Consider the following 6,609-nt stretch of genomic DNA (forward strand, 5'->3'; position numbering starts at 1 on the left):
ATGATGCGTTATTAACCCACCAATTAAATACCTGACATAATAATTGCAAATACTAAAGTATAATGTTAGAATAAAATCATGCTAAAAAAAGAAGATTTTAGGACATTATCAACGAGTGCACAAGCAGCTTTAAGAAAAGTTGCATTAAGAGCAATTGATAAAGGAGAAAAACAATTAGATGTAGCAAGTCTTATAGGAGTAACACGTCAGACTATTAATAACTGGGTGAGCAAAAGAAGAAGAGGTGATAAATATGCAGTAACTGGAAAGTCTAGAGGAAGAAAGACAGGAGAAAAAAGAATAATAAACGAAATGCTGTGTAAAAAAATACAAGATTATATAAATAACTCTAGACCAGAAGATCACAATATTAAATCTGCACTATGGTCAAGAAAATCTATTAATACCCTAATTAAAAAATACTGTGGTTTCTTTTTACCATTAAGCACGATTGGAGAATATTTAAGAAGATGGGGATATACTGCACAAAAACCAAAGAAATTAGCTTATGAACAACAGCCAAAACAAGTTCAAGTATGGCTAGATGAAAAATATCCTGCAATAGTAAAACAAGCACAAATGGAACAAGCAGAAATACACTGGGGTGATGAAGTGGGAATAAAATCAGAATGTCAGGTGTTACAAAGCTATTCTTTAAAAGGCAAAACACCCGTAGTTATTCATAAATCAAAACGATTTACTATAAATATGATATCAACTGTTACGAACAATGGAAAACTAAGGTTCATGTTATATGAAGATACACTAAAAACAGATATATTTATAGAATTTCTAAGAAGATTAGTTAAATATGCAAAAAGGAAGATCTTTTTAATATTAGACAATTTAAAAGTACATCATAGTAAAAAAGTATACAACTGGACAAATAAGCATAAAGATAAAATTTCTTTGTTTTTTTTGCCTCCTTATACTCCACAACATAATCCAGATGAATACTTAAATAATGACTTAAAAAGCAATGTAAATAGAAAAGATATACCTCTTACAAAAGATGAGTTAAAACACAATCTTAAATCTTATTTACGTTGCTTACAGAACAATCCTAAACATATACAAAAATTATTCCAAGCTGATAATGTTAAATATGCCTCTTAAGTCAGGTATTTAATTGGTGGGTTAATAAATTATTTCCAGATCTGACACCCCAAATTTGGGGCTGTTCTAGAGTAGACATAGATTGGAAATATGAAAAAATAGAAAGCCAAAAATTGGAATATCTTGCATATAAATATAATTTCTTTTATGAAGGACACCGAGCAGTTATAGATTGCCTTGCAGGGTTACATTTACTATCACAGTATCTACCCGTTTCTAAAGAATTAGTATTGAAACAATTACTCATGAATTGTCATAAAACAAGATTTAAAGTTTGGGCTAAAAATGCACCCTATGAGACTAAGGATTTATTAAAGTCTAGAGGATATCGTTGGTCTACCCATCCACAGGAAAATTATAAAGCATGGATGGTTGAAATTATTGAGAATAATATGGAATCAGAACTAAATTTTTTACAATCTTGTATTTATCAAAAAAATTATGCTATCCCTATACAAACTATTTTGCCATATAATAGATTTACTTAATGATATTCAAACATTAGACCTATTTTGAAACTGGAATTTAAGATCAAAATATGATATAAATATCTTCGCAAAATAGATGACAAAGATTTGCCCTTTGCTTGGTACACTGGTGGATGGACTTCTTACTGTTTAACCGTAGAGATCATTTCATTAATGGCTTTTTGCATACATTCTCGAGCAGTATCAGTGGCAAGTCTAGTATAAATTGCCGTTGATCTTGGATCTCTATGATTTAGAAGCTGTCCTATTACATATTGATTTGCTCCAGTCATTGCCATCCAACTTGGTATTGTTCTCCTTAAATCATGGATCCTTAAATTTTCTATTCCTGCTTTTTTACAAATCCTCTTCCATGCTTTCTTTGGTTCTTGCAGGTGACCACTACTGCTGCTCTCACTTGGAAATACCCAAATGCTATCAGATTGCTCTTTCCTGGCTTTTAATATTTCTACTGCCTGATCTAATAAAGGTAAACGGTGGGGATCACCATTCTTAGTTTCTGGAAGATACAATTGTTTGTCAGTAAAACTTACTTGCTCCCATTTCATAGTAAGTAAATTATCTTTACGAACTGATGTATACAAAGCTATTAAGAAAAAATCCTTCATTACCTGGTTTTTCTCTTCTGCTATTGCTGTAAAAAACTGTGGTATTTCTTCTCTAGTTAAATAACGGTCTCTAGATTGTTCCTGATGTTTCTTTATCCCAATAACGGGATTCACCTTAATTAATCCCCATTCTATTGCTTTGCTAAATACAGGACTTAATATTTCAAGAAATCTATTAGCTCCATATTTACCAGTTTTAGTTAAATTATTAAACAACTCTTGAATATCTATTTTTTGAATGGTGGATATTTTTCTAGGATATAAATGTTTTGCATATCTATCTACAGAAGCAGCATAATCTTTCCATCTTTTATTATTAATTTTACTGTATTCATTAAGGTATTTGTCATAAAAATCCTTAAAGGTAAGCTCTTTTGATAATCTGGCTCTTTCTTCAGCAGGATTATATCCTTTTGCAATCTCCCCCTTTAATTCAGATGCTTTTGTTCTTGCTTCAGTAATAGATAGTTCTGGAAAACGCCCTATCTTGATTTTTTGGTATAATTGTTGAATTTTTTTACCAAGATAAAATGTCTTACTGCCACCGTATGATACTATTAAAAATAATCCTTTTTCTTTAGTATCTCTATATATATTTTGTTTTTCTGTTGGGATTTTAATGTTATTTAATGCTTCTCTAGTAAAGAATAAAGATTTTACTGACATAAATACCTCATAAGAGCATTGATAACTAAAGTTATAATATGCTTTGGCTATGATAGCAAATCATATAAGAATAATCACCGAAATTAGATAATGGTTGATAATATTAATGCTCCATATGTTCTCCTGCCAGCGTAAGTTGTTAGTATATGTTAATAAGTATTTGACAGGTCATTCAAAGTTAACTACAGTAAAATTATTTCTTTACACATCGAAGAGGTAGCTATGAATATAAGGCTTTCACTAGGCGTGATGCAGCACTATTATTTTTATAAAATTGCTCAGATAATATCTAAAAAAACGAACTGTTACGTTGACATCGTAAAGGTCAGAGGTTCGAGCCCTCTATCGCCCACCACCATATCTCCTAGCTTTTCTTAATCTGCTAATTTTACCTCCCTACTCTGTATGCTGCTTATATGCTCCTCGCATTTTTAAAAATACTGCTTTAATTGCCTTATTACCTCGATTAAACCTGATGTTTAAGTTGAGGTCTTATGCACACTATATGCTGCTCACGTTTTACTCCTGATTGTGTAATCCATAATGAGCGTGATAATAATCCTACTATTTTCTATAATTTTGTTGGTAATTTTATCCCTCCTGAATGGAGTAATCTCTCATCTCATAATGGCAAGATATTAAGTAAGACTGCAAGACAGCTACTATCTCTTATAGTCTTCCGCTTGCAAATCTATCATAATAATAGCATTGATGAACTTAAGGAAACTTATCATTTCTTTCAAGAACACTTAAGTGTTTGTCAAGAACGTGTAAGACAATGTCTGTTTGAGTTACAAAAAAGTGGCTTTATTCAAGTGTATAACACAACAGTCATTAAATATGGCATTAAATGCCGTAATACTCCTTGTATTAAGCTGGCTAGAAATTTCCAACCTGCTTCTAATAAAATACCCTCTGAAAATGAAAAAAATTTTGCATCAACTCCAAAAAACTTTGGGGTCAAACCCAAAGAAATTTTGCCTCAACCCCAAAAAAGTTTGGATGAGACAATATATATAGATAATAATAAAAATATATCTAATAAATCTAGATCTAGCAAATCTACATTTTTTCAAAATGAAAAAAATATATTTAATCATAATAACCAAACTCAGTTACAAGAACAACAACTTGAAACAAATTTACAATTCAAAATAACAAGCTCAAGCAACACTCAACAACAAGCTGATAATACTAATTTCTCTAGTGCTAATATCACAACAGGTGCTACAAGGATTAATACTGCACTACAAGCAGTTATTAATAAAATCTCTAAAAAATATGACTCTACACCATCAAATAGCAATAATTCAGTAATTAATGCTGTTAATCATAAAAGCTGGTTCAAAAGAAAAAAATTAACAGATTTCCATCCATTAACCCAAGAAGAGGCTGATTTATTACAGATAAAATCAAATCGAGAATTTAATCTTACTTTTATTAACAAGCTCTTATTGAAACTAGCAGAACAATACCCAGAACATCATTTTGGTCATAAAAAAGTATTTTTAAATTACATGGCTAAAGCTTTAGCTAATGAACTAAGAGAAACTACTCAAGCTAATTGTCAACAGTTTCAGTTTAAATCTAGCAATGTGTATAAAGTTCAGGAGCAATATCTAGATAAGATAGAAAGTAGCCTTGATACTAGCAAGCAATCTCAGTTAAAACGTAAAATCATTGGTAGTTTTGATCCTGATTCAGCTTATAAATTACTAAGCTCCTGCTTATTTATTGGGGTAGTAGGTAATAGCTATCAAATAAAACTGCTTAAAAATATTACGCTTTCAGAAAATGCACAAGATAAAATACTACAGCAAGTACAAATGATCTATGGCAGTAGTATTGGGCAGTTACAAATCATACCATTTGCTGAGCTTGAAGCGAAGCAGAATAATACTGAAGATGAAAAACAAGATTATCTATTGCAACTAAGCAAACAATTAAATCCTGATTCAATATGGTATAAAGTAAGGAAATTCCTCATTAAACGTTATAACAAATATATTGATTTTGCTGTATTAACTAAATTAGTAGTTGTAGAGGAAGATATAGTCAACAACAAGGTAATCCTTAAATCAACAACGGCTTTTAATGATTACTATGTTAGAAATCGTCATATGCAAGATCTAGAAGAAGCTTTTAAGACTCAAGATTATTGCTTTGAATTAATCAAGTTTGAATATAACTAAGTTATTGTGGTAATTGATAATTTGTAATAACTACTTCATCAGATATTTTATTGTGCTCGGGCATGGAATATTTAACCTTAATAATACTAATATTAAAATTTTTGTATAAGTTTCTAATAAAGGGAGTATTACTATTAGAAACCATTATTTTAACATTTTTATCATTGAGTTCTGTAGCAAAATCTTTAAGTCTCGTTTGCTCATTTTCATCAAAGGGTAATCTGGTATAAAACTTCTCACCTGATTTATGATAAGGAGGATCAAAATAAACAAAATCATTTTGTTGTGGTTCAATGAAAGAGAAATCCATAGCACAAATAGATGTGCCAGTAAGTAAGCTGCTACATTGCTTTAGTCTAGATGCAATATCAGATTTACTATAATTTCTACCAGAGAAAGTTTGAGCTGGTTTGCCATCAATATTAATCCGGTAAATACCTTTAAATGAATATCTATTAAGATAAATAAATCTTGCAGTAATTTTTATTGGATCACTACTATCATTATTAGCTCTCACTTGATAATAATGCTCTTTAGAGTGTTTTGCTTTATGTGAGTCTAGTAATTTACTAACTGCATCAGGGTTTGTCTTAACTGCGTTATAAGACGTGACTAGCTCAAGGTTAATATCAGATAAATAGCATTGTTTAAATTTATCTCGTACATGAAAAAATAAAGCACCACCACCAAGAAATGGTTCATAGTAGTTGTTTAATTTCGCAGGAATAAATTTAATTAATTGATCAACTATTTTTCTTTTACCGCCAACCCATTGTAGAAATGGTTGTGTTTTGTTTGAGTTCTTTACTGACATGAAATTATTATTAAAATATTTATACTGTAATTATAGTATAAAGTAGGCTTAAATGCCAGCAAAATACCATATTCAAAGGAATTTTTGATAGTTTTTGTAGCATAATTAATGCTACTTTGGATTTATATGTAATGGATAAAGAGTTGAGATAATAAACAATATTAATTTAGCACTGTCTCATTTGTGCAGCTGTTTGCCTAATTGTATAAAAATCTGTCAAAAAAGCTCTTAAATCCTCTGTACTTCAAAGAATTGTGGTGATATCTGTCCTTGTTAAGAGCTGTATGGTGCAGTTCTGAGTTCAGAGGCTAAGTTAAAAACAACAAAATTTTAGCACTTTAACCTCTGAGCTGTTTTCTTAACTTTAACAGCAAGGAAATGCTATGACAATTAATAATCAAAATCAACCAAAAGATAATGATAATATCACTAATCTTACTAAAACAAATTGGAATCTTCAATTGTCTCCTATATCTGTCACATTAATACCATATCTGCAAGAAGAGAATATCATTAACTCGACGATCACAAATTATATTGATATAATTAAATATAAATTAGAATTACAAGAAGCAAATAATAAATTGAAAGAATCTGAGTTATTTAAAAGAGATGTGGTTCAAAATATGGTACATGGATTAAAGATTCCATGTAACGGGATTTTTTCATTAGTAACAGCTCTTTATGAAATAGAAGATAATCCTGAAAAAAAGGATTATTTAGCT

At 30.2% G+C, this 6,609-nt stretch carries 5 protein-coding genes and 1 pseudogene; 4 read left to right on the top strand and 2 right to left on the bottom strand.

Going from position 1 to position 6,609, the window contains the following annotated elements:
• The first annotated feature begins 78 nt into the window (after positions 1–78).
• Together RAT170B_RS07535 and RAT170B_RS07540 are read left to right on the top strand one after the other, a co-directional pair.
• The gene (locus RAT170B_RS07535) at positions 79–1,116 is read left to right on the top strand and encodes an IS630 family transposase (protein WP_045806061.1); all 1,038 of its coding nucleotides are present in this window, start codon (positions 79–81) and stop codon (positions 1,114–1,116) included.
• A gap of 113 nt (positions 1,117–1,229) precedes the next feature.
• Positions 1,230–1,604, top strand: a complete 375-nt coding sequence (locus RAT170B_RS07540) for a hypothetical protein (RefSeq protein WP_052692013.1) — start codon at positions 1,230–1,232, stop codon at positions 1,602–1,604.
• 122 nt (positions 1,605–1,726) lie between these two features.
• On the opposite strand, the gene RAT170B_RS07545 is transcribed toward RAT170B_RS07540, so the two are convergent.
• Positions 1,727–2,878, bottom strand: a complete 1,152-nt coding sequence (locus RAT170B_RS07545) for a tyrosine-type recombinase/integrase (protein ID WP_045806062.1) — start codon at positions 2,876–2,878, stop codon at positions 1,727–1,729.
• Positions 2,879–3,372: 494 nt separating this feature from the next.
• Between RAT170B_RS07545 and RAT170B_RS07550 the strand changes: the two genes are divergently transcribed.
• Positions 3,373–5,070: a hypothetical protein gene (locus RAT170B_RS07550; RefSeq protein WP_045806063.1), complete on the top strand. Its 1,698-nt coding sequence runs from the start codon at positions 3,373–3,375 to the stop codon at positions 5,068–5,070.
• A gap of 1 nt (position 5,071) precedes the next feature.
• Here the strand turns inward: RAT170B_RS07550 and RAT170B_RS07555 are convergent, their stop codons facing one another.
• Positions 5,072–5,884: a DNA adenine methylase gene (locus RAT170B_RS07555; RefSeq protein WP_045806064.1), complete on the bottom strand. Its 813-nt coding sequence runs from the start codon at positions 5,882–5,884 to the stop codon at positions 5,072–5,074.
• A gap of 383 nt (positions 5,885–6,267) precedes the next feature.
• On the opposite strand from RAT170B_RS07555, the pseudogene RAT170B_RS07560 reads away from it, so the two are divergent.
• A pseudogene (locus tag RAT170B_RS07560) lies at positions 6,268–6,609 on the top strand (sensor histidine kinase); the annotation flags it as partial.

The organism is Rickettsia argasii T170-B, assembly GCF_000965185.1.
GTDB lineage: Bacteria > Pseudomonadota > Alphaproteobacteria > Rickettsiales > Rickettsiaceae > Rickettsia > Rickettsia rickettsii.

Coding starts and splice junctions, on each gene's coding strand:
- RAT170B_RS07535 (WP_045806061.1), top strand. CDS start 79: ATGCTAAAAAAAGAAGATTTTAGGACATTATCAACGAGTGCACAAGCA.
- RAT170B_RS07545 (WP_045806062.1), bottom strand. CDS start 2,878: ATGTCAGTAAAATCTTTATTCTTTACTAGAGAAGCATTAAATAACATT.
- RAT170B_RS07550 (WP_045806063.1), top strand. CDS start 3,373: ATGCACACTATATGCTGCTCACGTTTTACTCCTGATTGTGTAATCCAT.
- RAT170B_RS07555 (WP_045806064.1), bottom strand. CDS start 5,884: ATGTCAGTAAAGAACTCAAACAAAACACAACCATTTCTACAATGGGTT.